Source organism: Anaerocolumna jejuensis DSM 15929, assembly GCF_900142215.1.
GTDB classification, from domain to species: domain Bacteria; phylum Bacillota; class Clostridia; order Lachnospirales; family Lachnospiraceae; genus Anaerocolumna; species Anaerocolumna jejuensis.
Genome location: NZ_FRAC01000014.1, coordinates 165,852 through 192,467, shown reverse-complemented (window position 1 = coordinate 192,467; position 26,616 = coordinate 165,852). Strand labels below are relative to the sequence as shown.

Annotated in this window: 23 protein-coding genes; 9 read left to right on the top strand and 14 right to left on the bottom strand. The window is 43.3% G+C overall.

Annotation, left to right across the window (positions count from 1 at the left end):
• The 5 genes from BUB77_RS14990 to BUB77_RS14970 all read left to right on the top strand — a co-directional run.
• Positions 1-1,638: glycoside hydrolase family 2 protein (locus BUB77_RS14990; protein ID WP_073277328.1), on the top strand; the 1,638-nt coding region annotated here is incomplete at its 5' end.
• A gap of 526 nt (positions 1,639-2,164) precedes the next feature.
• Positions 2,165-3,259: an iron-siderophore ABC transporter substrate-binding protein gene (locus BUB77_RS14985; RefSeq protein WP_073277326.1), complete on the top strand. Its 1,095-nt coding sequence runs from the start codon at positions 2,165-2,167 to the stop codon at positions 3,257-3,259.
• A complete protein-coding gene (locus BUB77_RS14980; RefSeq protein WP_073277324.1) occupies positions 3,256-4,254 on the top strand; it encodes a FecCD family ABC transporter permease in 999 nt (332 codons plus the stop codon). Before BUB77_RS14985 ends, BUB77_RS14980 begins: the two co-directional genes overlap by 4 nt.
• Positions 4,251-5,285 (top strand): FecCD family ABC transporter permease, encoded by a 1,035-nt coding sequence (locus BUB77_RS14975; RefSeq protein WP_073277322.1) that lies wholly within the window; start codon positions 4,251-4,253, stop codon positions 5,283-5,285. The genes BUB77_RS14980 and BUB77_RS14975 overlap by 4 nt, the downstream gene beginning before the upstream one ends.
• On the top strand, positions 5,282-6,088 hold the full coding sequence (locus tag BUB77_RS14970) for an ABC transporter ATP-binding protein (protein WP_073277320.1): 807 nt from the start codon (positions 5,282-5,284) through the stop codon (positions 6,086-6,088). The genes BUB77_RS14975 and BUB77_RS14970 overlap by 4 nt, the downstream gene beginning before the upstream one ends.
• A 239-nt stretch (positions 6,089-6,327) precedes the next feature.
• On the opposite strand, the gene BUB77_RS14965 is transcribed toward BUB77_RS14970, so the two are convergent.
• The 6 genes from BUB77_RS14965 to BUB77_RS14940 all read right to left on the bottom strand — a co-directional run bounded on the left by BUB77_RS14965 (position 6,328) and on the right by BUB77_RS14940 (position 11,974).
• Entirely contained in the window at positions 6,328-7,248 is a 921-nt protein-coding gene (locus BUB77_RS14965; protein ID WP_073277318.1) for a tocopherol cyclase family protein, read from the bottom strand.
• Entirely contained in the window at positions 7,214-8,707 is a 1,494-nt protein-coding gene (locus BUB77_RS14960; protein WP_073277350.1) for an FAD-dependent oxidoreductase, read from the bottom strand. Before BUB77_RS14960 ends, BUB77_RS14965 begins: the two co-directional genes overlap by 35 nt.
• Positions 8,708-8,818: 111 nt before the next feature.
• Entirely contained in the window at positions 8,819-9,232 is a 414-nt protein-coding gene (locus BUB77_RS14955) for a DUF3887 domain-containing protein (RefSeq protein WP_073277316.1), read from the bottom strand.
• 18 nt (positions 9,233-9,250) lie between these two features.
• Positions 9,251-10,027, bottom strand: coding sequence for a YhfC family intramembrane metalloprotease (locus tag BUB77_RS14950; RefSeq protein ID WP_073277315.1), 777 nt, complete (start codon positions 10,025-10,027; stop codon positions 9,251-9,253).
• Positions 9,978-11,267: a GHKL domain-containing protein gene (locus tag BUB77_RS14945; RefSeq protein WP_073277313.1), complete on the bottom strand. Its 1,290-nt coding sequence runs from the start codon at positions 11,265-11,267 to the stop codon at positions 9,978-9,980. The genes BUB77_RS14950 and BUB77_RS14945 overlap by 50 nt, the downstream gene beginning before the upstream one ends.
• Complete coding sequence (locus BUB77_RS14940) at positions 11,264-11,974, bottom strand: LytR/AlgR family response regulator transcription factor (protein WP_073277311.1); 711 nt, start codon at positions 11,972-11,974, stop codon at positions 11,264-11,266. Before BUB77_RS14940 ends, BUB77_RS14945 begins: the two co-directional genes overlap by 4 nt.
• A gap of 547 nt (positions 11,975-12,521) precedes the next feature.
• Here BUB77_RS14940 and BUB77_RS14935 point away from each other — a divergent pair.
• Positions 12,522-13,277 (top strand): sulfite exporter TauE/SafE family protein, encoded by a 756-nt coding sequence (locus tag BUB77_RS14935; RefSeq protein ID WP_073277309.1) that lies wholly within the window; start codon positions 12,522-12,524, stop codon positions 13,275-13,277.
• Between the two features lie 123 nt (positions 13,278-13,400).
• On the opposite strand, the gene BUB77_RS14930 is transcribed toward BUB77_RS14935, so the two are convergent.
• On the bottom strand, positions 13,401-14,264 hold the full coding sequence (locus BUB77_RS14930; RefSeq protein WP_330392585.1) for a YitT family protein: 864 nt from the start codon (positions 14,262-14,264) through the stop codon (positions 13,401-13,403).
• Between the two features lie 393 nt (positions 14,265-14,657).
• Between BUB77_RS14930 and BUB77_RS14925 the strand changes: the two genes are divergently transcribed.
• Positions 14,658-15,683, top strand: a complete 1,026-nt coding sequence (locus BUB77_RS14925) for a LacI family DNA-binding transcriptional regulator (RefSeq protein ID WP_073277307.1) — start codon at positions 14,658-14,660, stop codon at positions 15,681-15,683.
• Between the two features lie 243 nt (positions 15,684-15,926).
• On the opposite strand, the gene BUB77_RS14915 is transcribed toward BUB77_RS14925, so the two are convergent.
• Positions 15,927-17,294: an MATE family efflux transporter gene (locus tag BUB77_RS14915; RefSeq protein ID WP_073277303.1), complete on the bottom strand. Its 1,368-nt coding sequence runs from the start codon at positions 17,292-17,294 to the stop codon at positions 15,927-15,929.
• 69 nt (positions 17,295-17,363) lie between these two features.
• Here BUB77_RS14915 and BUB77_RS14910 point away from each other — a divergent pair, with 69 nt between their 5' ends.
• Positions 17,364-18,305: an AraC family transcriptional regulator gene (locus tag BUB77_RS14910; protein ID WP_073277301.1), complete on the top strand. Its 942-nt coding sequence runs from the start codon at positions 17,364-17,366 to the stop codon at positions 18,303-18,305.
• Here BUB77_RS14910 and BUB77_RS14905 read toward each other — a convergent pair.
• Complete coding sequence (locus tag BUB77_RS14905) at positions 18,295-20,724, bottom strand: glycoside hydrolase family 2 TIM barrel-domain containing protein (RefSeq protein WP_073277299.1); 2,430 nt, start codon at positions 20,722-20,724, stop codon at positions 18,295-18,297. The genes BUB77_RS14910 and BUB77_RS14905 overlap by 11 nt on opposite strands.
• Positions 20,725-21,392: 668 nt before the next feature.
• Between BUB77_RS14905 and eno the strand changes: the two genes are divergently transcribed.
• Complete coding sequence (gene eno / locus BUB77_RS14900; protein ID WP_073277297.1) at positions 21,393-22,688, top strand: phosphopyruvate hydratase; 1,296 nt, start codon at positions 21,393-21,395, stop codon at positions 22,686-22,688.
• 86 nt (positions 22,689-22,774) lie between these two features.
• Here the strand turns inward: eno and BUB77_RS14895 are convergent, their stop codons facing one another.
• The 5 genes from BUB77_RS14895 to BUB77_RS14875 all read right to left on the bottom strand — a co-directional run bounded on the left by BUB77_RS14895 (position 22,775) and on the right by BUB77_RS14875 (position 26,584).
• Positions 22,775-23,605 (bottom strand): cell wall hydrolase, encoded by an 831-nt coding sequence (locus tag BUB77_RS14895; RefSeq protein ID WP_073277295.1) that lies wholly within the window; start codon positions 23,603-23,605, stop codon positions 22,775-22,777.
• A gap of 194 nt (positions 23,606-23,799) precedes the next feature.
• Positions 23,800-24,495 (bottom strand): class D sortase, encoded by a 696-nt coding sequence (locus BUB77_RS14890; protein WP_073277293.1) that lies wholly within the window; start codon positions 24,493-24,495, stop codon positions 23,800-23,802.
• Positions 24,476-25,873, bottom strand: coding sequence for a processed acidic surface protein (locus tag BUB77_RS14885; RefSeq protein WP_073277291.1), 1,398 nt, complete (start codon positions 25,871-25,873; stop codon positions 24,476-24,478). The genes BUB77_RS14890 and BUB77_RS14885 overlap by 20 nt, the downstream gene beginning before the upstream one ends.
• A 135-nt stretch (positions 25,874-26,008) precedes the next feature.
• Complete coding sequence (locus BUB77_RS14880) at positions 26,009-26,326, bottom strand: hypothetical protein (RefSeq protein WP_073277289.1); 318 nt, start codon at positions 26,324-26,326, stop codon at positions 26,009-26,011.
• Positions 26,327-26,341: 15 nt separating this feature from the next.
• Positions 26,342-26,584 (bottom strand): hypothetical protein, encoded by a 243-nt coding sequence (locus BUB77_RS14875; RefSeq protein ID WP_073277287.1) that lies wholly within the window; start codon positions 26,582-26,584, stop codon positions 26,342-26,344.
• Positions 26,585-26,616 lie beyond the last annotated feature (32 nt).

Genomic DNA, 26,616 nt, shown 5'->3' with positions numbered 1-26,616 from the left:
CGGGAAGCCTATGACCGTAAAATTACAGTCCCCTTTGCCTATGAGACAAAGCTATCAGGAATTAATGAAACAGAAATGCACAAGGAAGTCTGGTACCGGCGAAGCTTTACGTTACCGGAAGCAATGCTCAATAAACAGATAGTACTTCATTTTGGTGCGGTGGATTATTTCTGCAGGATATGGGTCAATGACATTCCGGTTACAGAGCATACCGGCGGACAGACCGGCTTTTTTACAGATATTACAGCCTGTGTCCGGTATCAGGAGGAAAATGTGATACGGGTGCAGGTATGGGACGATTATACTGATTTGGAGATGCCAAGAGGGAAGCAATACTGGGAGGAAGAGTCCAAAAGTATTTTTTATACCAGGACAACAGGTATATGGCAAAGCGTCTGGATTGAGGCAGTATCCCAAAATCATTTGAAAAAAGTCTTTATTACCCCGCTTTTGGATGAACAGGCAGTTCGATTTGAATATTATCTTGCCGGAAGTACGGACTTATTCTTAGATACCAGAATAAGCTTTAATGGAACCTATGTTACGGGCTGCAGGATAGAGCCCAGGGCTATGAAGGGCAGTTTTACTTTAGAGCTTAATCAGCCGGCCTTAAAATCCTGGAATTTCGTAGAAGATCTGACATGGTCGCCGGAGAGTCCAAGGCTTTTTGATGTAATATTTACACTTTCTAAGGATGAGGTCATGGAAGATACGGTCCGCTCTTATTTTGGCATGAGAAAAATATCAATTGACAATGGTATCATCCTGCTGAATAACCGGCCTTATTATCAAAAGCTATTACTGGACCAGGGATACTGGCCGGATTCGTTATTAACGGCTCCGGAGGATGAGGCCTTTGTCAGGGATATTAAGCTTATCAAGGAAATGGGCTTTAATGGAGTCAGAAAACATCAAAAGGTAGAAGATCCCAGGTTCCTATATCATGCGGATGTGATGGGACTGCTGGTATGGGGAGAGATTGGCAGTGCCTATCTGTATTCAAGAGACTATGCCGCAGGAATGTATACGGAATGGAGTGAGGCTGTACTTCGGGATTATAACCACCCTTCCATTGTGGCATGGACTCCGCTGAATGAATCCTGGGGCATTCATGATATAAAAACCAATAAACTGCAGCAGGGCCATAGCAACGCAATGCTGCATATTACAAAATCACTGGATGAAACCCGCATTGTTATTGATGATGACGGATGGGAGCATACGGAAGGAGACCTTCTGACCATTCACGATTATGAAGCCTCAAAAGAGGTTCTGAAGAAGCGCTACAGCTGTATTGATACTATCCTGGAATTTACCCCAAGCGGCAGAGCCTTGTATGTATCCGGCTGGAATTACCGGAATCAGCCAATCATAGTCAGTGAGTGCGGCGGTATTGATTTCCGCAAGGATGAGGTCAAGGGATGGGGCTATTCAAGTGCGGTCTCCGGGGAAGAATTTTTGAAGTGTTATGAGGATATAGTTGCTGCGTTAATGAATTCTGAGCTGGTACAGGGCTTTTGCTACACCCAGCTTACCGATGTGGAACAGGAGACCAATGGACTGCTGAATTATGACAGAAGCCCTAAAGTTCCCTTGGAAAAAATCAGGGAAATAAATGAGGGGAATTATCGGAAATAGTGTGAAAATTAAAAGGCAATTTTCGCACAAGATTGAGAAGGTATGGTTATTTTGCGAATAGAAATCTGTTGTAAAATCATTGGTTATTTCCGGTGGTTTTGCGGCGGATTTTTTTTGAAGCTAAAGAACTTGATTGGCAGCAGAAGGAAAAAGTGAACGGCTGTAGAGCAGATATAATTATGCGGCATGCTTCTGGGCTGCTCATGAATGAGAAAGGTGACTAGCGGTATAAAATTAGAAGTTAATGGAATTAAAATAAATAATATGGTCATAAGAAGCTGGCTTTAAAATGATAATATTTATCATTCTCATTGAGAACACAAAACATAAAAGATTTCATTTAATTAGAAAAAAGGCTTAACTACTGGGGTTACAGGAATTTGCCAAGTAATAAAAACACGGCTCATTAAAGTTTACCAGCCCTGTCTTCGGCCTTCGGCTACTTGACAAAAACGGACTCCTTTGATAATCTATGCAAGTTAGTTGAAACTAACAACAAATCAATAAAAAGAAGAGGAGTTCGTATATGAAATTACAAAAACTGAGTTCTATTATAGCCATAGCACTGGTTATGACTTTGACTGCCTGTGCAGATAAATCCTCCGGTACCTCAGGGGCAAATAATAACGCCGCCACAGAGGCAGTAACGGCAACCCCCGGGGAAGAGACGCCGGAGAATACGGAGCCTGCTGCAGCTGAGACGGAAACACAGTATCCCATAACGATAAAGCATGCCTTTGGTGAGACTGTAATCAAAAGCAAGCCGGAACATGTGGTTACCATATCCTGGGGTAACCAGGATGTACCGTTGGCTTTAGGAGTAGTTCCCGCGGGAATCTCCGAAGCCAATTACGGAGTAACAGATGGCAGCGGTTTACTGCCCTGGACAAAGGAAGCTTTTAAGAAACTCGGTGTAGAGAACCCGGTTCTTTTTAAAGATACGGACGGTTTGGATTATGAGGCTATCAGCGATGCACAGCCGGATGTCATACTTGCGGCTTATTCCGGAATCACAGAGGAAGAATATAAATTACTGAGCAAAATTGCACCGGTAGTAGCATATCCTACTCTGGCATGGCAGACCTACTGGCGCGACCAGATTACCATGGATTCAGAAGGAATGGGCATGAAGGCGGAAGGAGAAAAGCTGGTTTCCGACCTGGAGAAGCTGATTGCGGACAAAACGGCTGCTTATCCCCAGATAGCAGGCAAGACGGCTGTTTTCTGCTATTTTAATCCCTCCGATCTTGGTAAATTCTTTATTTATCTGCCCACTGATCCCCGTGCGGCTTATTTGATGGACCTTGGAATGAAAGTACCGGAGAGTGTAACGAAACTGGCTGAGACTTCCACCAGCTTTGCTATTGAAATCAGCGCTGAGAATGCAGACCTTTTGAAGGACATTGATATTATCATTGCATACGGAGATGACACCTTATTAAAGAATCTTCAGGCTGATTCTCTTGTCGGAACGATTCCTGCAGTAAAGAGAGGCTCTGTCGTGCTGCTTCAGGATGGCGCACCCCTTGCTGCTTCCTCTACTCCCAGTGCCTTGTCCATACCGGCAGCTATTGATGACTACTTAAAGATTATCGGAGAGGCAGCTGATAAAGTAAAATGAAAGTAAAGAAAATAATCATATTGGCAGGTGCCGGTGCAGTCGGCCTTCTACTGTCAGTTTTAGCATCACTGGCACTTGGTTCAAGAAATGTAGGTCTGAAGGAAGTGTTGGAGGCGTTGCTTCATTCGGGCGGTACCTCCTTTGATTCTTTGGTTGTCCATGAACGTATTCCAAGAACTGTTTTCAGTATTATCGCCGGAGCTTCCCTTGGGGTCTCCGGCGCTCTGATGCAGGCAATTACCCGTAACCCCATAGCCGACCCCAGTATTCTGGGGGTCAATACCGGAGCATCTTTGTTTGTGGTAAGCGGAATCGCATTTTTTCATATCAATACCGCAAATCAATACATCTGGTTTGCTCTGGCAGGTGCGGCGGTAACTGCTGTTTTTGTATACCGGATTGGTTCCATGGGCTCCGGAGGTGCCACACCCATAAAGCTTGCTCTGGCAGGTGCGGCGACCAGTGCAGCCCTTTCTTCTTTGGTCAGTGCCGTAATCCTGCCAAGGACGGAGGTTATGAACGCTTTCCGTTTCTGGCAGGTAGGCAGTGTCAGCGGAGCGACCTGGGAGGGAATCCTGTCGGTATCCCCCTTTCTGGTTGTGGGTTTGGTAATAGGTATCCTGCTGGCTTCTGCTCTGAATGCTCTTGCCTTAGGGGATGATGTGGCAACAGGACTTGGTGTAAATACCGGACTGATAAGAATTGCAGGAGCACTGGCAGGAGTACTGCTATGCGGTGCAACAACAGCCCTGGCCGGTCCTATCGGCTTTGTGGGACTGATGATTCCCCATACCATGAGGCTTATCTGCGGGCCAAATATGCGCTATACTGTCCCTATGTCAGCTATAGGCGGAGCCATTCTTTTAACGGTTTCCGATATCATAGGAAGGCTCATCGGATATCCGGGGGAACTGGAAGCCGGGATTATAACCGCATTTTTCGGAGCACCTATCCTGATATTGATTGCTATGAGAGTGAAGGTTCGTTCATTATGACAAATACAAATTCCAATATTGTAAGAGAAGGTTTTTATAGAAGAAGGGTTCGCAGAGCGGTGGTAACAGCAGCTTTAGGGGTCTTTACGGCCATCCTTTGCGGTGTCATGCTGTATTTGGGAAATACCAGATATTCACCGGAAGTAATTCTGCGGGTCCTCCTGGGAGAAGAGATAAAAGGTGCCGCTTTTGCAATCGGAACCATCAGGCTTCCCAGAATGTTAGCCGGTTTATTAGCAGGAATGGCCTTTGGCATGGCAGGCAATACCTTTCAGACCATGCTTCGCAATCCTCTGGCAAGCCCGGACATTATAGGTGTTACCTCCGGTTCCAGTGTGGCGGCAGTTCTCTGTATTCTTGTTTTTAAGGTCAGCGGCAGTATTGTTTCCATATCAGCAGTTATTGCCGGAATATCAGTGGCTTTTTTCATATATGCCCTCTCCCGGGGAGGCAGCTTTTCCGGAGGAAGACTGATTCTTATCGGAATCGGCATACAGGCCATGTTAAATGCGGTAATTTCCTTTCTGCTTTTACGAGCCAATCAGTATGATGTGCCGGCTGCCCTCAGATGGTTGAGCGGCAGTTTAAACGGAATGGAAATGGGAGATATCCCGGGACTTTTAACCGTGGTGCTTTTATGTGGATGCCTGCTGGTTTTCTTCGGCAGACAATTGAAAATCCTTGAGCTGGGAGAACATTCGGCAGTTACCTTGGGGCTGAGAACAGACAGAACCAGGCTTTTTCTGGTCATAAGCGCTGTCTTTTTAATTGCTTATGCAACGGCAGTAACCGGACCCATTGCCTTTGTTGCTTTTCTGGCAGGCCCCATAGCCGGAAGGATGGCAGGGGCGGGTAATTCCAATACCATACCGGCGGGACTGACAGGAGCAGCCCTGGTGCTTTTAGCTGATATCATAGGGCAATATGCTTTTAATACCCGTTTCCCAGTGGGAGTCATTACCGGTATCCTGGGAGCACCTTACCTTATTTATTTACTGATACGTATGAATAAAACCGGAGGAGCAGCATGAAAAAGACACCTGCATTTTCAGCCAGCAATATAGTTGCCGGTTATGATAAAAAGATTATCATCAATGATATTGATGTGGTTATACCGAATAACAAAATAAGCGTAATTATCGGTGCCAATGCCTGCGGTAAATCCACCCTGCTGAAAACCCTCGCCAGGTTGATTAAGCCGATTTCCGGTGAGGTCGTCCTCGACGGTAAGCAGATTGGTACCATTCCGCCCAAGCAGCTGGCAAGGGTATTGGGACTGCTTCCCCAGTCACCGGTAGTGCCGGAGGGAATTACAGTCTCCGATCTGGTATCCAGAGGAAGGTATCCTTATCAGAACTTTCTGAAAGGCTTGGAGAAGAAGGATTATGAAGCAGTGGAGGAGGCCCTGGAAATCATGGGCATTGTGGAGCTGGCCAACCGCAGTGTGGATGAACTCTCAGGAGGCCAGCGCCAGAGGGTCTGGATTGCCATGGCACTTGCCCAGCAGACAGATATCCTGCTGTTAGATGAACCTACTACTTTCCTGGATATTACCTATCAGATTGAAATCCTGGATTTGCTGACCGATTTAAACCGCAAGAGAGGGACAACTATTGTCATGGTACTTCATGATATTAATTTGTCGGCCCGTTATGCGGATTATATTTTTGCGGTGCAGAAAGGAAATCTGATTGCCCAGGGCAAACCTTCCGAGATTATATCGGAAGAATTAATGAAACAGGTATTCGGACTGGATTGTGCCGTAATAAAGGACCCGGTTTCCGGCTCCCCTTTTATTGTGCCAAAGGGAAGATATCACGTAGTAAACGGATAAAAGGATATTTTAGAAATAAGACCGTTCGGTATGAGAAAAATCAAAACGGAAAAGATTATCCAATGGATTAAATGCAAAGATATTAAATACGAAAGACATTAAAGGTAATGAAACTAAAATAATGCGGAAGAGTTAGATAACAAAGAAATAAAAAGCAAAGAAATTAAAAAATAAAGGAATTAAAAACAAAGAATTAAAGCTTACCGGTAATCTAAAGTATGACCGGTAAGCTTTTCTTCTTAGAAGGCTTTACGCCTGATTTTGTTATTTTTATCATCCGATACCGATTCAAGGCTTACCCTCTTGCTTTTTATCTGAAATACCACCTGTTTTTTACAGGACATCAAAAAGGTGCCCTCACAGAGATGGGCTTCCTTTATAACACGGCTCATCTTCCCTTTTCTGGGGGCATTCAAGTCATAGGAAGACAAAGCCGGAGCTTCTTTTATTCTTATGCGCAGATAAAAATCGCCCTGTCTTAAAATAATAAGAGCAGGTGCAGCCTTTAAAATCCTTACGCCCAGATAAGTAGCAAGGCGGTATTCCTTCCCTTTGTAATGAATGGCGCAGATACATCCTGTAAACTGGGTGCCCCACAGAGGAATATGGGCAACTGAGAGCATGATAGAGCAGGTATCCCCTGTAAATTCATTGCATTGCAGCCACAGATAGGAGCTGGGAAAGGAATGGCCCCAGTCTTTTTCAATATAGCCGGTACCTTTGCCGAAGGGGAGGGTATTTTCATTCAGCGTAAGGCTTCCCGACAGGTGATGGGACATGCTGATAACCTCATGCTTGCATTCCATAAAGGGAAAATACCGGAAGAATCCCATGATGCTATAGGCTATCGGATGAAGCCCGCAGTAAAGGAGAGTACCTTTTAATTTCAGGCCATCCCTGTCAATATCCACCATGATACCATCTTTTGTAAAGATGTTATTACCAAGGCGGATATAACAGGCTCGCCTGTCAATAAAGCATTCCTCCTGAGAGAAGGTAAGGCAGAAGGATTGGCTTCCCGCTATAATCTGAAGGAAAGGAGTTATTTCCCTGCCTTTTTCACGGTTGATGCCGGGAATCAGGGCAAGCACTTCCTCTTTATATTGATGCTTAAAATACCAGCCCTCAAAGTATGGTTTCTGCTTCAGGAGATTCTTCATGAAATTCCCTCCTTGTTATGGAGTCACCTGCCGGTTCATCTAAGAGTGTTCCGGTGTAGTCAAAGCGGGAACCATGGCAGGGGCAGTCCCAGGTCTGCTCTTCTTCATTCCATTCCAGCTGGCAGCCAAGGTGGGGACACTTGGTATCTACGGCAAAGATTTTTCCTTCCTTATCCTTGTATATTCCCACCTTTTCAACGTCAAGCTCAGCCACTCTGCCGGTTCCGGGCTCTATGGCAGACAGGTCCGAGGGAACGGGCTTTAATTTCTTAAGAACAAGTCCTACCGCACTGTGCTTTGTTTCATTAAGGAGGCTTGTTATGGAAGCAGTCAGCTTAAAACGCTGGGGAGAAAATACCTCTTCGTAAGGATTTTCTTTTCCGGTAATCATGTCACTTAACAGATTGGCTGCTGCCATGGCAGTTGTCATACCCCATTTTTGAAAGCCTGTGGCAACATACCAATCCGGTGTCTGGTCGGAAAAATGTCCAATATAGGGAATACCATCCAGCGTCTTGCAATCCTGGGCAGACCAGCAGTATCTCTCTTTCGCTTCCGGGAAATAATCTCTGGCAGCAGTACGCAGGGCTTCATATTGACCACCGGTCTTATTTTCCCCCGTCCTGTGACCGCTTCCCCCAAGAATCAACAGATCTTCATACCTGCGGAAAGATAAGCCATCCTTTAAATCCTCCTTATAGGTACCATCCAGCGGGTAGGGGGTCTCAAGTGCCAGGCAATAGGAACGTTCCTGGTGCATACGGGCAAAATAGTAACCGGGAGTAATCAGAAAGGGAAAGTGGGAGGTCATTATAATGTGCTTGGCTGTAATCCTGCCCTGTTTGGTTATGACGGTATTTTTATCAATGTCTATCACTCTGGAATTCTCATAGATTGACAGAGGTTCGGCAATAGCCTGTACAAATTCCAGTGGATGAAATTGTGCCTGCCCCTGAAAGCACACAGCCCCCTTTATGGAAAAGGGAAGGGAGACTTTATCTGTAAATTTTGCGGGAATACCGCATGCTATGGCAGCATCGACTTCTTTTTTGATGGAATCGCTGTTGGTGGTTGAGTATACATAGGCAGGAAGTCTGCTAAAGTGGCAGGAGAGGGAATTTTCCTTGATAAGGCTTTCATAGAGGGTGATTGCCTCCTCGTTGGCACTGGCATAAAGTGTGGCTTTTTCTTGTCCGAAATCCTTTATCAGCTGGTCATAGATAAGCCCGTGCAGGGAGGTTATTTTGGCAGTCGTATTCCTTGTCTGGCCGGAAGCAGTTTTGCCTGCCTCCAGAATAATGCTGTCAACGCCCTTTTTTTTAAGGAAGCTGGCAGTCAGAATCCCAGTCAATCCACCGCCGATGATTACAGCCTCTGCCGTACCCTCTCCCTGCCATTGCTGTCTTTCTTTTATAAAGATATCTTTTTCCCATAATGAAGTAAAGCGATTACTTGGCATATTGATTTCCTTTCTGAATAAATCCATTATTAGGTTAGGATTTCCTTTTTAATAAAATATAAACATTCAGAAGTAATCTGATGGAAAAAAGGATGGAAAAGTCAATCACCTTTATTTCATATATAATCCGATTAGTTTCATATCGGTATCAAAGCTTAAGGTAAATTCAACCTTCTGTTTTTCATAATTAGCAACAACAATGGCGACAGCACAATCTTCTTTCGTGGATTTTACTTTCTGTCCAAGAATGGATACACTCTTATACTTTTCGAATTTACCGGCATTGCCATAGGTCTTGGTGGCGGCATCCTTTAAGCTGCCGGCGGTTAATTCTTCTTTAAGGTCATCACGGAACATGCTTATAACACTGTCGTAATCATCATTATTGAGATCTTCTATCACTTGTTTTGCAGATTTTTCAACGGTGTCTTTATCAAAAGAATCCGATAATTTTGTAGAAGAGCATCCACTTAATAAGACAGCGCTCATAACCACCAGCAGAAATAGGGCAGTAAATTTTTTCATAATAACTCCTTTCGTGAATCACAAATCTTTGATTTGATATTCCTGATTACTACTATTAAGTACCTCTTTTCCATGGCGTTTAAATAGCCAAATTCCGAAAGCTAGCACCAGAAAAGAGATAATCATAACGTATAACTCGAGCCCAAGATTGCCAATGGCGAAGGCAGCAGGCAGAATAACTATCATGCTGTCTGTCAGGCCATGAAGCAATATGGACAGTATTACATAACGGAAAGCCTTGCGTACCCTGATTCCATACAATACCACTAAGGTTGCACCAATATGAAAGGATATGGCAAATATCCTTTCGATGCCCCCAAGCAGGAGAGTCAGATATCCACTGCCTGCCAGGTTAAGATTTCCCATCGGGTATAAGATTAGCGCTGCAATACTGTTAATGCCCACCAGGAGCATGGCTTCAATTCCACCGTGTCCAAAGCCAAAGGCCAATCCGTCTGTAAGGCTGGTACGGCCTTTTAAAAAGTATTTAAGGAAAATAAGACGGGCGCTCTCTTCAAATACCCCTGCGCTTAACCCTAAAAATAGACCGTAGGCATAGGTCTGTACCTGCAGGGATAAGAACCATTTGAAATTCGGAAGTACGAGCTGGAGCAAGGGGATTCGTAAAAGCATCTGGCTTATAACAAAGGCTGCCATTCCAAGAAGAAAGGGCTTTAGAACCCGGTCTGCTCTCTTTCTGAGAAGTAATATACCTATGATAGGTATTCCAAAACATAAGAGTGCATCAAATAGCAAGCATAATTCTTGTAATAAAATATTGTTCTCCCCACTCATATTGAACATCTCCTTTATAATCTTTTACAACTCTTTCTACATTTTTAAGGCCAAGGCCTTCATGGGCTTCCTTAGTCGTTACGAAGGTGTCACCATGCTTTACAGGGCTTTGTGCCAGGGAATTCTTAAGAATGACGGAAATAAAATCATGCACCACTGCAACACGGAGTATAATCTGTTTTTCATCGCTAAGAGTTGCTGATTCTATGGCATTATCAAGAATATTGGCAAAGAGGGTCGTAATATCCACATCCCGGATAAAACTTAAATCAACGTTTGAAATCTTGATATCCGGGTTAATCCCAAAAGCCTGCATGGCCTGAACCTTATCATTTAAAATAATATTAAGCATTTTACTGCTGGTATAGTATTTCAGCCCAAGTTGATTTAACATATCGTGTATATCCTTTGTGTATCCGCAGCCCTCTGTATTCTCCTGCTCCTCATAAAGGTGTTCCATAGCCTGTATATGGTTGCGGATATCGTGAATCAGATTTCTGGTATTGCCGTATTTCTTTTCTAAATTCTCATAATACCGGGTCTGAATGACCTGCTGCTGCCGGTACAGATTTAATTCATTTTCCAGATGGTTGTTATTGGCTATGATATCAAAGACACTGGTGAAGTAAATATTTAAGCCAAACAGCATGGCAATATTTACTTCCAGAAGAATAATAAATTCTTCCGACACGTATATCTGGATAAAAAACATCATGCTGAGCAGGTTGATAATACTGAATACAGGCATTATAAAGGAACTTACCATCTGCCTTAGGGTTATCTGAACGTGATGTTTTTTGCGTATTACGGCAACCAGTATTTTTAAAACCAGAAATTCGATAAAGCGTATGGTAATGATAAGAGTCATATAATAAATCTGCTTTTGGATAAAATAGATAAAGTTATACTGAAACAGCAGCTGCATAAGAATTATTGATAAAATGTCGGTTAAATATAATGCAATAATAAAACCTGTGTAATAGACGATGTATAAGCGAAGATTATTATACAGAAAGTGTCCGATTACAGGAATGAGCATAAGAATCAGAAGGTTAATCAGGCCATTACCCAATAAGGAGAAAGAGACGGACAGGGTGATATACCCGGCAACAATAATATTTTTCTTAAAGCTTCCCACATTAACATTGGTACCGATACGCTTCATGCTGTAAAAAATGAAGTATTTGATAAATATACTTCCAAGTAAGGGCAGGATGGTATAAATTAAAATATCCGTCATAGATGTAATCCTATCCCTTCCGATAAATAGCGGTTTAATGCCCTTCTAAATTCCATGGATTTTTTTTGTGACAGCGGAACGGTTAATCCATTAATCAGGTAAATATCATAGCCTTTAATGTTCTTCACAGAATAGAGATTTACAACAAAGCTTTTATGGGGCATATAAAATCCTTTCTCTTTTAGCTGCACTCCAAGGTCTGTAATTTTGCATTTTAAGATATAAGTATCTGTCTTACTCCTAAGATAAACTTTACGGTTTTGATATTCAAAGTACAGGATATCATTGGAGTTAATCCGTAGAATTCCCTCAGCTGTGTGGAATTCCAGCTGCGGATTAGCGGAAAGCTGCATGTATTCAAAAGCCTCATCTAACTGCTTATACAGCTCCTCCTTTTTTAAGGGCTTTAAAAGGTAGGCAAAGGCATGTACGGCAAATGCAAATACCGTATAATCACTGTAATTGGTTATGTAAATTAATTTAACCTTTTTATCTCTCTGCCTGATAAGGCGGGCTGTTTCAATCCCGTCTGTTTCGGGCATATCAATATCCAGAAGGATAATTTCATAGCTTCTTGTACTTTCAAGCAGTGCTTCCCCGCTAGTGAATATATCAATGCAAAAATCCACCTCCGGATACTCCTTCAGTAATGTTTCCGTCTGCTGCAAGACTGCTGCTTCATCGTCACAGATTGCAATCCAAACCATTGTACTCCCCCGATAATCCTTTCTATGTTGGCGCCATAAGCACATTATAATCAGCCTGGTAAAAAATGCAATACAGATTGCATGAGGTACGGTGTTTCGTGCGTAAGGTATGGCATTTCATAATAAGTAATATAACTTATTTTACCATCTGCTATGGTAAGATACAAACCCGCTTCAAAAAGCGCAGGGCAAATGAGTGTAACAAATTAATGGATATACGCAGATGACCAAGGAATTTATTTTGACCTTTTGTATCGAGAGGTTCCTTATATGACACTTAAGCTGCAGGAAATGTGGCTAGGTAAGCCAGTGCCACTGTTTGAGCGCTGGAAACTGACGCATCCATATTTGCTACAGCGAGTTTGGCACTGGCTTACCTTTTCAGTCACATTTTCTGCAGGTTTAGTGGAATAGGAACCTTGAGCAACAAAAGGTCAAAATAAACTCCTTGGTCATCGTCCGTTTCCAAGAACCTCTTAAGGCAAATTGACAATGCACTTTATATCCTGTATAGTTAGGAATATTACGTGAAAGACAGGTATTCATCATGGAAATAAACATCACCACCTTTTTGCTTGTCTGCCCTATGGTTTTCCTGGCAGGGATTATTGACTCCATTGCAGGCGGAGGAGGGCTGATATCTCTTCCGGCCTATATGATTGCAGGTGTGCCGCCCCATTATGCCCTTGGAACGAACAAGCTATCCTCCTGTATCGGAACCGCTGCTTCAACAGCAAGATACATAAAAAATAAAACCGTCAATTATCGTATTGGAACCGTCTCCGTAATCCTGGCTCTGGGAGGTTCCTTCTTGGGAGCCAATCTGGCACTTTTGGTAAAGGAAGAAATCATTAAAAATCTGCTGCTCTTTGTGCTGCCCTTTACTGCTTTCTTCGTACTCAGGAGCAGGAAAACAGAGGAAGGCAGAACTCCTTTATCAGACAGGGCTACCTTTATTATAGCCTGTACAGCCTCCTTTTTTATTGCCATTTACGACGGCTTTTACGGACCCGGTACCGGTACCTTTCTTTTATTATGCTATACGGCCCTTGCCAGAATGGATATTAAGACCGCTTCCGGTAATACCAAGCTGGTCAATCTGTCCTCCAATATCGCAGCACTGATAACCTTTCTTCTCCATGGTAAACTGATCCTGCTCTTAGGCCTTACCGCAGCTGTATTCAGCATTGCAGGCCATTATATCGGTTCCGGCCTTGTACTTAAGAAAGGGTATACGATAGTAAAACCCATTATGATACTGGTGCTGGCATTATTGTTTGTGACACTTCTGTTGGAAAGATAGACAAAAAATATTTAGCTTACTTTTGGTATGAAATTAGAGATGTTATAGAAAAATAATTATGAAGTTAATAAAAAGAACCCCTGCGGAAAAGATAATTAGTATTCTTTTCCGCAGGGGTCTTGTTTACGCTCTGAAGCCGCGTCCGATGATTTCACTGGTATTGGTAATCAGAATAAAGGCTTCCGGCTCGGTTTCCTTTATGAATCTTCGAAGCTGTACTGCCTGGCTGCGGTTCATAACGGTAAAAATGATTTTCTTCTCCTGATGGCTGAAAGCGCCCTGGGCATCGCTTATGGTAGCGCTTCGGTGCAGGGTATTTAATATAAAATCCGAAATAGGTATTGGATTCTCACATATAATAGTCAGATATTTATGGAGATTCAGATTTTCAATAATGGTATCCACCATGGTTGATTTAATTAAAAGGCCCAGTAAGGATAGTAAGCCTGTTTTAACATCAAATATGAGAAAGGAAGCCAGCGTTAGAATGAGGTCGGAGAAAAATAAGGACTTCCCGATATCAATGTTGGAATACTTCTTTAAAATCACTGCGATAACATCGGTTCCTCCGGTAGAAGCGCCAATATTGAACAGCATGGCGGCACCGACGGCAGGGAGCAGCACGGCAAAAGCCAGTTCCAGCATGGGCTCATTCGTAAGAGGAGCTTTCATGGGATAAACTGCCTCCAGCAGGCTTAAAGAAGCAGACATCAGAATAGTTCCATAAGCGGTCTTATTACCAAAGCTTCTTCCGATAACGACGTATCCGATAACAAGCAGAATCATATTAATAATAAAAACAACGGTACTGGTGCTAATTTTAGGCCCCAGAAGGCTGCTTAATAAAATAGCCAGACCTGTTACGCCGCCGATTGAGAAATTATTGGGAAATTTGAAGAAATATACTCCAATAACCACTAACTCAACTCCTGCGGATATAAACAGGTATTCTTTTAAATTATCTAGCAGTTTCTTTTTCAGTTCCACAAGGTCCTCCTTTATTTTACCCAGAGAGCATATCCGGCTGCGGCAGCTATGGGGAAAATGGCCGCAATATTGGATATTTACTGCGTATTTAGCATTTGTAATTCTATAATCTTTCATTCACGGACCCGATATTTCAAAGGCTTTTAGGTCCTAAGATAGTATGATAGTAACATAGGAAAAAGTCAAGATGCATTAGAAAATTTTTATGGAAAAAAGATCTGGGAAATACTTCTTATAAGGGAGCGGCCATTAGAAAGGGGAAATGCCGAAAAAGGTGTATAAATTATAGGAATATCGGCATCCCATATTATTAACTTGACGGGATAATACAAATTATATTATGATTACAGTGCAAAAGACAAACAGAAAAAAGTTACTATGAGGGGTCAGGTAATGAGTGAGAAGGCAATAACGGTATATGATATAGCGAGGGAAGCAGGGGTATCCCCTGCAACAGTATCCAGAGTATTGACCAGCAATGCCAGAGTAAGCGAAGAAAAAAGGCAGAGAATAGAAGAACTTATCAAAAAATATGATTTTGAGCCTAACGGATTGGCCAGGAGCTTAAGCAAACAGGAAACCAAAACCATCGGGATGATAGTGCCTGATATAAGAAATCCATATTTCTCCAATATATTTATAGAATGTGAGATGCTGGCCTCCCAATATGGCTATAATATGATACTTTGCAATACGATGAATGATCTTACCTCCGAAATGGGACATCTTAAGAACCTGTGTGAAAAGCACGTGGATGCCATTATACAGGTGGGTGGTAATGCCGATGAAATCGAACCAAATATCGAATATGTGAATTTAATCAATAAAACAGCCAGGAAAATGCCGATTGTAGTAGGCGGTGAATTTCCCGGAGCGGAATGCTATAAGGTCTACACGGAAAAAGAACATGGAATGGGCAAGCTGATAGATTATCTGATTCAATACGGACACAGGAGAATTGCACTGATAGGCGGACGTAATACGGTAATACCCACAGTGCGGAAAAGGGAATCGCTGAAGCATTATCTGCAGATTTATGATTTGGAGCCGGACCCTGAACTTATCACGGACAGTGATTATGGAATTGAAGGCGGATATGAGTCAATGAAAAAGCTCCTTGACAGAAATAATATACCCACTGCCATTATTGCAGTGAATGACCAGGTTGCAATAGGGGTAATGAGAGCCTGTGCCGAGAGTAAAATCAGGATTCCTTCCGATCTATCCCTGGTTGCCTTTGATGATACGTATTTCTCTGAAATTGCAATACCTCAGCTAACTTCGGTTAACTATAATTTAAAGCTGCATTCGGAGAAAATGATGGCAACCATCATAGACAGTATTAATGGAAACGAGACGGAAAGGGTTAAATCTGTTGAGACTTTTCTGACGATTCGTGATTCCTGCCAAAAGATATAGGACTTTTCAGAAAATAAAAGCTCCTCAGGAAAATAAAGCTCCTCAGAAAATAAAAGCTCCTAAGCCAGGAGTTGAAGATATCTTGAAGTACTCCGCTGGGAGTATAGACTCCGTCAGTACCATGGAGGATTACTTTAAAAATAAAAGAGAAAGCCATCTAATCAGTAGAATTCATACTATTAAGATGGCTTTTAACAGCATTACCATATATTCCTCTGCAAAGCAAAGGTTTGCTTGGTAATTCTAAACAATGGTCTTTGCCTTCCATTTACCGCTTTTAAAGCGCAGGTAATAGGTAATGCCCCGAAAAAGCTCATCCATGGCAAAGGCTATCCAGCAGCCAGTGAGTCCGAGACCAAATACAATACCAAGAAGATAGGAAAACAATATACTGACGGTCCAGCAGGAAGCAAGGGAAACCATCATGGGAAAGAATACATCTCCTGCTCCCCTTAAGGAATTGTTCTCAATGTGGTTAAAGCCTCTTCCGATTTCAACAAAGATATCAAAGAGCATAATTTGATGTCCGGCAGAAATAATAGCAGGGTCATCGGTAAACATCCCAAGCAATTGCCTTCCTGCCAGGTAAATGACAAGGGAAAAGGCAATGTTGCAGAGCAGGGTTATCTGAAGATTTTGTTTGTTCAGTTTTTGTGCCTGGGTGTATTTACGTGCTCCTGCCAGCCGGCTTATAATAAGAGCGGTGGACTGTCCAAGTGCCAGCCCGACAACATAGACATAGAAGAAAATATTGTCCAGGTATATTTTGGTGGTCATGGCCGTTGTTCCCATGGAAGCCACAATGGAAGTGGAAACTACCTGGGAGAGGGAATAGGAAAGGTTCGTAAGCCCTCCCGGAACCCCAATATAGAGTACCTTCTTTATCAGGTGAAGCTGCTTTAAAATGCCTTTCCGAAAAGGAGGGAAAAAGGAGGAGCGTTTTAATAAAAGGAACATAAGGGACATGCCCAGTGACTGGCTGATTACAGAGGAGGTGGCGATTCCTGATACCCCCCGCAAGGGTATGTCAAATGGCCTGAATACGATCAGTATATTTATGAAAGCATTGGTAAAATTAACAAGCAGCGAAATCTTTACGGCTGTTTTCGGCTTTCCGTAGCTGCGAAAGATACTGGAAAGAGCTGAATAAACTGCCTGAAAACAGGAGAAGGAGACGCAGATACGAAAATACAAAACCGCTTGCCCTAACAGTTCTCCCTTTAAATGCATCAGGGAAAGCAAGGGGGCGGCAGCCAGGGCCAGGGCAATACCCAGTAAAATACTGAAGGAGGCACTGAATAGAATGGAAATGACACTGGAGTCAGCTGCCCTTTCCTTCTTGCCGGCTCCTAAGTTCTGGCTGATAACAATGGAGGAACCGGCACTTACCACACCATAAAAGGTATATATCATATTCATTACCTGTGAGGCTGCCCCCACCGCTGCTACGGCACCGGAGGAATAGTGGCTTAAGGAGATAGTATTTATGGTTCCCATAGTGTTGACCAGTATCATTTCAATAAAGAAAGGGAAGAACAGGGAGGATAAGGTTATGGTCCCTGAGGGCGTTTCAATTTTATTCAGCTGTTTGTCGTAAGAAAATACAGCCATTTAGGCTCCTTTCATCCTTGTAGTGGATATTGTTAGTAAATAAACGTGTTTTATCAAATGGAGGTATCTATGTATTTTGAGCTAAATCCCAGACAGATTCCTAAGGTACGATTAATGAATACGGCTGTTATCCAGCCTCCCTTTGTGCATAACAAAAGAAAGGCGGATGAATACATCATCTATGTCATAAAAAAGGGTGAGATGTATTTAAAGGAGAATAACAGGGAATATCTCCTTCAGGCAGGGGATTTCCTGCTTCTTGATACGGATTACTTCCATGAAGGCTATAAGACTTCCTATTGTGAATATTATTACATCCATTTCCGGCAGGAGGACATGAAAAAGGTTGCGGACACAAGGGAAGAGGAGTACATGAAGCTTATTCTGTCAAAGCATAATGACTCCTTAAAGAGCGACCCCTTTTCGTATGCCACCATAGAAAAGGACACACTCCTGCTGCCGAAATACTATCATTTTAACAGCACGGCTGATTTTATAAAGGTGGGCTGCCTCCTGGATGAAGCAATAAAGCATAACAAAAACCACATGGATAACTATAAAATCATGTGTTCCTTAAAGGTATTGGAGGCCTTTATTGAAACGTACCGCAGCTATTTAATGGATACGCTTCAAAAGAGTACCTCCGTTATGCCCAAATCCTATCATAAGGTACAAAAGCTCCTGGAATATCTGAATACGGAATATGCCCGGAAAATAACCAGCAGCGACATTGAGGAGATATCCGGCAGCAATTTTGATTATATCAACCGTATTTTTAAGAAAATGACACATCAGACCATCTTTGCGTATCTGAATACGGTGAGGATTAATCATGCCACGGAGCTGATTACCACCACAAACATGAAAATGTCTGAGGTGGGCCAGTCCGTTGGTTTCATAGATTTATATTATTTCAGCAAGGTTTTTAAAAAGGCGGTGGGAGTATCCCCTGCCAACTATAATAGAAGTATTGCAGGCAGCAGCCTGGAGCTTCCTCCCGTTAAAGGGTAATGCTTCTTTCCTTTAAACCGCTGCCGGACACGGTAAGCACCGTCTTTTCTTCAGGGGCTGCGGCTGCATAGGCCAAAAGCCTTCCGTAATAGGCACGGCGGACAGGGGAAGCATATTCCGTCGTGTCTGCCAGGTCTCCGTTCTCAAGGCCCAGTAAGGTGCCGCCCTCAATGGAAACGGACAGCAGAGTGCTGTCTGTAAGACAGGGATATCCCTTTTCATCCGTTACCGTTATCTCTATTTGTTTTAGTAGAAGGCCGTCATTTTGCAGGATAGATTTTATAAATTCTTTGTTACAGGAAAGGCTCTCTTCACAAGGGGAAAAGCATTCCAGCCTTAGGCCGCAGGGAGCACCGCTTGTGGAAAGCGCATCGGTCACATTATTCTGCTGCCCTCCTTCCTTTTCATAGCCCACAGCCTTTAATTCTCCCGGCTCAAAGGGGAAAATGAAAGAAATATAACCCAGACTGTCATCGTAGGCTTTTCTGCCAAGGCTTCTGTTATTGAGAAATAATTCCACACTGTCCGAATTGGTGTAGCATCTGGCTTCAATTCCTTCTCCCGGAAGATAGTGGTAGCTGCGAAACATCTCCTTCCATTCCCTGGAGGAATTATCGGATGTGTCCCCATTTTCCCCATCCTCTCTGGAGGTGGTAATATAAACAAAAGGCTTATCCGTCCAGAAGCTCTTTCTGCGAAAGTAAGAAGTCTTTTGAAAGCCTGCCGTTGTTAAAAGGCCGGCATAGGAGCCTCTTATGGGCCAGCCCTGGGCTTCTCCCAGAAAATCAATACCGGTCCAGAGATACTGACCTGCTATAAATTCCTGGTCCCGGACTGCCTTCCAGGCATCCAGGGAATGGCTGTTCTCACTGCCAAGAAAGGGTTTATCCGGGAAACGTCCGTGGTCCTGTTCGTACCATTCCTCCTTATAGTTATAGCCTGCCACGTCAAGGGTATCGATGTATCCGATACGGGTGGACAGCTCGGGAAAGGCAACCGCAGCCGTAACCGGTCTTGTGGTATCGGATTGCTTTACAATCGCTGTCAGGTTCCCTGCAAGGACGGAGAGTCTTTCGGCATTGGGCTTGTTGGGATTATACTGTCTTTCGGCTGCCGGCTTATCCTTGTCATTATTTCCCGTCATTGTCTCAAAGAGGGGGTGGCAGTAGGGGTCATTGGGGTAATCAATTTCGTTTCCAATGCTCCACAAAATAATGCTTGGATGATTCCTGTCCCGGCGTATCAGGTCGGTCAAATCCCTTTCATGCCACTGGGGAAAATCCTCCGCATAGCCCTGGTGTCTGGGCGGATAGACATTGTGACCGTTCCACCATTTGTTCTTGGGGTTTTCCCATTCGTCAAAGGCTTCATCCATTACCAGAAATCCCATGGCATCACAGAGGTCATAGAGCTCTGGCATATGGGGATTGTGGCTCATGCGGATGGAATTGCAGCCCATTTCCTTTAAGGACTCCAGTCTTCTAAGCCATACGGAGGGCAAAACGGCAGCCCCCAGACAGCCTGCATCGTGGTGAATACAAACACCCTTCAGCTTCAACGGCTCCCCGTTTAGGAAAAAGCCCTTATCCGGGGTAAACAGAAGGCTTCGGATGCCGACCATGGTTTCATAGTTCTGACTGCTTATCAGAGAGCCATTCCTTTGGGAGGCGTTGATTTCTGTTACCAGCTTATAGAGGTGCGGCTCCTTTACGGACCAAAGCTTCGGGGAAGGAAGGCAGTCTTCTAAGGTTACCTCCCTCCTTTCGCCGGCAGAAAGGGAAAGCTCTGTGCGAAAGGAAAGAAAGCTCTCATCCTTTAAAACAAGGCTGTGGGTCAGGGTCACCTCTGCCTCCTCTGAGGTTTCATTCACCAGGGGGGTAAATACCTTAACGGCTGCCTTTTCCTTTGAGACTTCCGGGGTGGTAAAGAAGATTCCGTTATACTCCGTATGAACGGGTTCTTCGGCTGTAACAACTACCTTTCTTATGATTCCGGAGCCTGTAAACCAGCGGGAGTCGGATATATCCCGGTGGTCAAGCTTTACAGAAACAGAATTAACGGCATCTCCGAATACAGCCTGGGAAGTAATATCATAGCGGAAGGTGGCATAGCCGAAAGGGCGCTTGCCAAGGTAATAGCTGTTGCACCATACCTGGCTGTTCTTATACATACCGTCAAAGGTAATATAGATTCTTTTGTCTTTAAGCTCCTCCGGCAGGCAGAATTCCGTACGGTACCAGCCGATTCCACCGGCCAGATAGCCGGTTCCGCTGGAATACTCCCTGGAAAAAGGCATATGGACGGACCAGTCATGAGGAACCGCCACCTCCTCCCAGCTGTTGTCATCAAAGCCCTTATACCAAGCTTCCGGGCAATCCCCATAATGAAACCTCCATTTACTTAAGCGTATATCATTCATATCAAATCCTCCGTCTAATTTTGGTATGGAAAGTTATCGAAAAACTTAATTCAACTTATACATTCCCCATCTGCTACCATTATAGAGAATTTGAAGGCTAATACAATGGCTTATAAATAAATAAGATGTAATATAACGACTTTTTAAGGGACGGATATTGAAATTCTCTTTTTTGCACATATTTGTATATAAATACTTGTTTTAAAATAATGAATTCGGTTTCAAAATAAAGGGAAATAGCGCATTTATAAAAATTCTCAAAATATAAATTTGTCTATTTTGCATAAAATGCCACTCTATCAATCTGGTTTAAATTTCATATAATTAGCGTATCATAATTAATCTCAGCCTTCACCTGTGTATATTGGGGGTATAAAAATGCAACGAAGTGACTTTCACGGAGCTGAGTGCATTTTTATACCCCCAATATACACTCAATAAACAAGAATTTTGCCGAAAGTCCTATATCAATGCAAAAGTGTCCATGTAAAATATATCTTGCAATAATCAACTTCCTATGAATTACCTTATTATAAGTAAACGGAAGTCCTGTGGCTTGATAATTAGAAATACTGATAATCATTATCAAAATATATCTTGTTTTCTTTTTCAAATTGTGGTAGTATTTGGTTAAGTAAAAGTATTTACTGTTGAAGGAGGAACACCGTATGAAGTATTTGGAAATTGAAAAAGTAATCGGAAGAGAAATCATTGATTCCAGAGGAAATCCTACAGTAGAAGCAGAAGTGGTGTTAAAGGACGGTACCATTGGAAGAGGTGCGGCACCAAGCGGTGCTTCTACCGGTATATTTGAAGCGTTGGAATTAAGAGATGAAGATAAATCAAGATTTGGCGGCAAGGGTGTATTAAAGGCGGTAGCCAACATTAACGGACCTATTAAGGAAGCGTTAAAAGGCATGAATGCTGCGGATATTTATGCAGTGGATGCGGCAATGCTTACCCTTGACGGAACCAAGGACAAATCGGGCCTTGGAGCCAATGCCATACTTGCAGTATCCATTGCCGCTGCCAGAGCAGCAGCAACGGCTCTCAATCTTCCGCTTTATAAATTCCTGGGGGGCAGTGCCGGAAATAAGCTTCCTGTTCCTATGATGAATATCTTAAACGGCGGTGCGCATGCTGCCAATAATGTAGATGTTCAGGAATTTATGGTTATGCCTGCCGGAGCAGCCAGCTTTAAAGAAGGGCTTCGCCAGTGTACGGAAGTATTCCATGCACTTGCAGGGATATTAAAGGAGAAGGGACTTGCTACTTCCGTTGGTGATGAAGGAGGCTTTGCCCCTAACCTTGCCAGTGATGAAGAAGCGATTCAGCTGATCTTACAGGCAGTTGAAAAAGCAGGCTATGTACCCGGAAAGGATTTTGTTCTTGCCATGGATGCAGCTTCCAGCGAATGGAAGGGTGAGAAGGCCGGGGAATATATCCTTCCGAAAGCAGGAACCCACTTTACTTCCAGCGAGCTTATTGCACACTGGAAGAGCCTTACCGAAAAATACCCCATTTATTCCATCGAGGATGCTCTGGATGAGGAGGACTGGGAAGGCTGGCAGGAGCTGACCAGAGAATTGGGAGATAAGGTACAGTTAGTAGGTGATGACCTCTTTGTTACAAATACGGTCAGATTAAAGAAGGGAATTGAACTTGGCTGCGGTAACTCCATCTTAATTAAGCTCAACCAGATCGGTTCCGTATCTGAGACCCTGGAAGCAATCAAGATGGCACATAAGGCCGGATATACAGCAATCGCTTCCCACCGTTCAGGCGAAACAGAGGATACTACCATTGCTGACCTGGCAGTAGCTCTCAATACCTGCCAGATTAAGACCGGTGCACCCAGCAGAAGCGAACGTGTAGCTAAATATAATCAGCTGCTCCGTATCGAGGAAGATCTTGGTGCAAGTGCCCAGTATCCTGGATTCGATGCCTTTAATATCAAAAAATAACATCAGAAGCTTTCAGCAGAAAGCTTTGAATACATAGAAAAATTGCAGCGGAGTTTCCTCTTCGCTGCAATTTTTGTATATACCTTTTATTTTACAAATACCATTTTTCCGTATCTTGCTGTTAAGGGTTTTGACCACAGCCATTTGTTCGTAGAACTGTCATCGAAATAAAACATGGCACCCTTTGAGGGGTCGGCACCAAGAAGGGCTTCTCCTGCCGCTTTTATGGCAATGGAGGAAGCGGGCTTGTTGATAAATCCGTTTTTAACTGGAGTGAACTGATAAAAACCGCCCGGCACATCATAGATTACATCAGTAATAGTATCCGGCCAATCCTTGCTTTGAACTCTGTTGATTACAACACCGCCGATGGCAACCATGGCATTATAAGGCTGTCCTGTTGCTTCGGCTGTTATAAGCCGTGCCAATAAATCTTTTTCTGCTTTTGTGTAGGGTATTACCGCAGATTTAGAGGCGGACTCCACTGCACGGGCAGAAACAGCAGCTTTATAAGATACAGTGGATGCTGTTGTGTTGGATGCTGTTGTAGTGGATTTCACTCCGGGAAGAATCAGTTTTTGACCTACCGCTAAGGTATTATTCCACTTACAGTTGGCTTTTCTTAGGCTTGCTAAGGAGATTCCGTTTGTTTTAGCAATATTATTAAGGGTATCCCCTTGCTTAACGGTATATATCTTGGATGAGACAGTTAACTTCTGACCCGGCTTTATGGAATCACTTTTCAGATTGTTGGTTTTTTTAATAGTTGTTACAGGAGTTTTAAATAGTTTGCTGATTTTGTAAAGTGTATCATTCTTTACGACTTTATAAGTTGCTGCCGATACGTTTGCGGAAAAAAGTACGAAGGATAAGAGAGAAGCTGTCAGCACTATCCTTACCGGTTTCAATCTGTTCATGGTACCTCCTATTGGTGGGCCAGAAATACTGGCATCAATGAGTTAACAATATTGTAATATATTTTAACGAATTGTAACATATAGAATTGCTGGAAGAGCATCCAAATATGAACAGAATTAACTGGAACAGGAAAGGGAGGAAAAAGAAGGCAGGGGATTCCCTGATGGGATACCCCTGCCTGTTATTTCTATTTTTATTTTAAATAAGCGGATATAATATATCTTTGCGGTGCAGAACCAATGTAGGTAAAGGGATAACAGGTGGTTAAGGTAAGGGTGGCCGCAGGTCTCGGAACAATAACTGTCGTATCCTCCTTCTCTACTATTCGAATCTTGCGGATTCGATAGGTAAAGATGCCGGCAGAAGTCTTAACAATTATGCTGTCACCTTTTTTCAGGCTTTGGAGCCCTGAGAACACCGTATCTCTGTGTCCTGATAAAACACAATTATCAGCTTCACCAGGAAGGACACTTCCTGCATAATGCCCAACCCCCTTTTCCAGTTCCTTGTCCTCCGTTCCTTCATATATGGGAAGGGACATTTTCAGGGAAGGGATAGTAAGAGTCCCTATTTTATCACCTTGTGCCGGCCTGTCCGGGTACAGTGCTTTTTCTTCGTTATTCAGACCCTTATTTTCCAATACATTTGCGAACCTGCTTTTTAAGAATTTCTCAGGAAGGACAGCATTGTCATTGGAAGAAGGGGCTGAAGTGTCCTTTTGTACAGCAGCTCCCTTTTCTGTATTTTCAGATACACCGGCTCTCTGGGAGGAAAGGGGTACTTTTAAGGAGTTTCCCTGCCACATTTTGAAAAGGCCTGCGGCAGCCAGCAGGATTCCGGCAGCCAGCAGGAGGAAGGGAAAAAATTTCTTACGCAGCATCTGCATCATTTCTATCTTTCCTGTTAGTCTTCCATAGGCCGGTTCCCATTGCAGCAAGTATGGCACCAAGGAATACCATAGCAGCGTTGTTGGTGGCAGTTTTGGGAAGCTTGCCTCCGGTAACAGTCTTTACAGGCTTGGAAGCCGTGTTATGGACAGAGGGACCGGGCTTCGTGACGGGGGTAGTTTCTGCGTCGCCTATGATTTCACTGAACATATCGGCGCTAAGATTGATGTCCATCAGGAATTCGGAAGAAGCCGTATAGATATCAATGCTAATCACTGCGTTCTCCAAATCCTTGCCACTCATCAGGTCAAGCAGAGTGAGAGGTGCCTTTTTGCCGTTTTCCAGAATGCTGTAAGATATCTTTATTTTCAGAACATCCTGGAGCTCCTGATAAAGTCCCTGGAACTGTGAAAGCTGGTCCAGAGTCATATCTTTCCCGGATTCCGGAAGAGCCTCTGCTAAAGTCTGGAAGCGTGTCAGCAGGTCTATCAGCTTATTCTGTGTCTCTTCACTGGTGTAGTAATCGTTTAGAGACATAAAGTACTGATAGGTTCTGGTATACTCCTCTTCTGTCAGACCAAGCTTATCCGTTATGCCAGGATAATACCCTTCCAAGGCATCAATAAAATACTGATAGGTGATTTTTCCGTCATCAAATTTTAATATATCAAAATCCAGCTCATCAATAAATACATAATCCTTTATGGTTTTGCCCTGGGTGCTTAAACGGCTGTCAATATCCTCTTTGGTCAGATGATACTCCCTGTTGAAATAATTCAGATTGCTAAGGTCACTCTTGATGACATCTCCCAGAAAATCCTTCAAATCAGCAAAGGTTTCAAAGGTGCCAAGGGTTTCACCGTATTTTGAAAGGTAAGCCTCCAACCTTTCACGGGTCACGTCAAAACCGCGGATACTGCTGATTTCAGCCAGATAGGCAGTAAGCTTTTCTTCAAAGCCGGCCTCCTGCGCTCCAGTGCCATCCCCCTGATAGAAGGCGAGGCTGTTATCTAATACATTGAGAAAGACGTAATCGTCAAGAGTCTCTCCGTTTTTCCCCAGCAGAGCTGTTAAACTCTCCTGATTTAATTGGAACTTCTCATAGATTGAGGTTAAATTGCTGTAATCAGCTTTTATGACCTCTCCCAAAAAGTCCTGAAGGCCGTCTGCGGAATCAAAATCAGAGAGGCTTTCAGAATAGATATTAAGTGCATATTCCAGATCATCCTTTGTAACTTCCTTCCCTCTTTCACTGCTAATCTGGCTCATGTAGGCTGTTAAATCAGAATCAAAATCACCTGTTTCCGCCGCCTTTACAGAAAGGGGCAGCAGGCAGACAGCCATAGCAAATGCCAGCAGTAATAAACCAGTTTTTTTCATAGATCTCTCCTTATTGTTAGTTATCGAACCGGAAAGCACACGTTGTCCCGTTCTTATTTTATTATAGGGAAAGATATTATTTAATTCTACTGGTGTATAATAGAAGGGATGGAAGAGATAGCCTGCCGTGGAAGTTTATACATTTTCCAGACGGATATCGGTAATTCCGCCGGAGATATTCTGCTCCTTAAGCTTGTCGTTTGCTATCTTCATAAGGTCTTCCCTGTAAATGGAAACAATACCGGAAATAAGATTGTTCATATCCTGCTGGGGCAGTTCGCCAAAGGCGGCAGTAAGCATCCTTTCAGGGGCATCCCCCAGGTTGGCTATCAGATCTGCGGCCTCTTTGGATTTCACATCCTTGCGGGAAAGGTTTTCGAGCAGCATGGGAATCAGTCCGGCAGCAAGCCCGGCATAATTGATTTCATCAAAAGTGACTTCCAGTTTTAACATAGTATTACCTCCAATTTAAAAGTGTTTTACCCGGATAAGATTGATTTTAAGGGGGAGGGACTTTTTCTCCATACCTTTATTGATTTCCCTTATGAATCTATCCTTGTTGGTATTTACCACGAATGCGGTTATCTGTTCCTTGGCGGGAAGTATTCGGATTCCGGCTTTTATAAAGAGGCTCTTAAATTCATTGGGTAAGAACCGGTCGGCAGCCTCGTTAAAGTCAATATCCCGTACACTGAGTGAAAATTTAAGCATGGGGTTTTCTCCTTTCGCAGGTGGTTTCATGG

Excerpts from the sequence above, each read along its gene's own strand:
- BUB77_RS14985 (WP_073277326.1), top strand. The coding sequence starts at position 2,165 with ATGAAATTACAAAAACTGAGTTCTATTATAGCCATAGCACTGGTTATG.
- BUB77_RS14980 (WP_073277324.1), top strand. The coding sequence starts at position 3,256 with ATGAAAGTAAAGAAAATAATCATATTGGCAGGTGCCGGTGCAGTCGGC.
- BUB77_RS14975 (WP_073277322.1), top strand. The coding sequence starts at position 4,251 with ATGACAAATACAAATTCCAATATTGTAAGAGAAGGTTTTTATAGAAGA.
- BUB77_RS14970 (WP_073277320.1), top strand. The coding sequence starts at position 5,282 with ATGAAAAAGACACCTGCATTTTCAGCCAGCAATATAGTTGCCGGTTAT.
- BUB77_RS14965 (WP_073277318.1), bottom strand. The coding sequence starts at position 7,248 with ATGAAGAATCTCCTGAAGCAGAAACCATACTTTGAGGGCTGGTATTTT.
- BUB77_RS14960 (WP_073277350.1), bottom strand. The coding sequence starts at position 8,707 with ATGCCAAGTAATCGCTTTACTTCATTATGGGAAAAAGATATCTTTATA.
- BUB77_RS14955 (WP_073277316.1), bottom strand. The coding sequence starts at position 9,232 with ATGAAAAAATTTACTGCCCTATTTCTGCTGGTGGTTATGAGCGCTGTC.
- BUB77_RS14950 (WP_073277315.1), bottom strand. The coding sequence starts at position 10,027 with ATGAGTGGGGAGAACAATATTTTATTACAAGAATTATGCTTGCTATTT.
- BUB77_RS14945 (WP_073277313.1), bottom strand. The coding sequence starts at position 11,267 with ATGACGGATATTTTAATTTATACCATCCTGCCCTTACTTGGAAGTATA.
- BUB77_RS14940 (WP_073277311.1), bottom strand. The coding sequence starts at position 11,974 with ATGGTTTGGATTGCAATCTGTGACGATGAAGCAGCAGTCTTGCAGCAG.
- BUB77_RS14935 (WP_073277309.1), top strand. The coding sequence starts at position 12,522 with ATGGAAATAAACATCACCACCTTTTTGCTTGTCTGCCCTATGGTTTTC.
- BUB77_RS14925 (WP_073277307.1), top strand. The coding sequence starts at position 14,658 with ATGAGTGAGAAGGCAATAACGGTATATGATATAGCGAGGGAAGCAGGG.
- BUB77_RS14915 (WP_073277303.1), bottom strand. The coding sequence starts at position 17,294 with ATGGCTGTATTTTCTTACGACAAACAGCTGAATAAAATTGAAACGCCC.
- BUB77_RS14910 (WP_073277301.1), top strand. The coding sequence starts at position 17,364 with ATGTATTTTGAGCTAAATCCCAGACAGATTCCTAAGGTACGATTAATG.
- BUB77_RS14905 (WP_073277299.1), bottom strand. The coding sequence starts at position 20,724 with ATGAATGATATACGCTTAAGTAAATGGAGGTTTCATTATGGGGATTGC.
- eno (WP_073277297.1), top strand. The coding sequence starts at position 21,393 with ATGAAGTATTTGGAAATTGAAAAAGTAATCGGAAGAGAAATCATTGAT.
- BUB77_RS14895 (WP_073277295.1), bottom strand. The coding sequence starts at position 23,605 with ATGAACAGATTGAAACCGGTAAGGATAGTGCTGACAGCTTCTCTCTTA.
- BUB77_RS14890 (WP_073277293.1), bottom strand. The coding sequence starts at position 24,495 with ATGATGCAGATGCTGCGTAAGAAATTTTTTCCCTTCCTCCTGCTGGCT.
- BUB77_RS14885 (WP_073277291.1), bottom strand. The coding sequence starts at position 25,873 with ATGAAAAAAACTGGTTTATTACTGCTGGCATTTGCTATGGCTGTCTGC.
- BUB77_RS14880 (WP_073277289.1), bottom strand. The coding sequence starts at position 26,326 with ATGTTAAAACTGGAAGTCACTTTTGATGAAATCAATTATGCCGGGCTT.
- BUB77_RS14875 (WP_073277287.1), bottom strand. The coding sequence starts at position 26,584 with ATGCTTAAATTTTCACTCAGTGTACGGGATATTGACTTTAACGAGGCT.